Here is a 381-nt window from a genome sequence, read left to right on the forward strand (position 1 = left end):
AGCGGTAAAAACAACGATGAAAATGTTATACCGATTAAAACTATAAATTAAAACAATAGTTTTTAATAACAGTTTAAAACCTGCTCTGGTTTTATGGCTATTTCAATTAAGAGCCTTAGAATGTGATATTTATGACCGCACCTTTAATCGGCAGGCACCGGTCGAACAACCACAATTAACCTTGTGTCCCTCCAGTGCAACAGGTATTCCCTGTATATTGAGCACATTGGAACCTTCCGCAATAGCGCCGGTTTGTTTACAGGCGGGACAAAATACCGGATCACCTTTACAAGCAACCGACGATTGTTGATTTACTAAACCAGAACCTTTTAAAACATCGCCTCCGGTTGTTGTGGTATCACCTTTAAGGATAATTTTTTT

The 381-nt window shown here is 38.6% G+C and carries 1 protein-coding gene; it reads right to left on the reverse strand.

From position 1 onward, the window contains the following. Positions 1–129: 129 nt before the first annotated feature. On the reverse strand, positions 130–381 hold a 252-nt coding region (locus ABR397_RS23480; RefSeq protein ID WP_350307803.1), incomplete at its 5' end, for a PAAR domain-containing protein.

The sequence above is a fragment of the Photorhabdus viridis genome (genome assembly GCF_040256935.1).
Lineage (GTDB): Bacteria > Pseudomonadota > Gammaproteobacteria > Enterobacterales > Enterobacteriaceae > Photorhabdus > Photorhabdus viridis.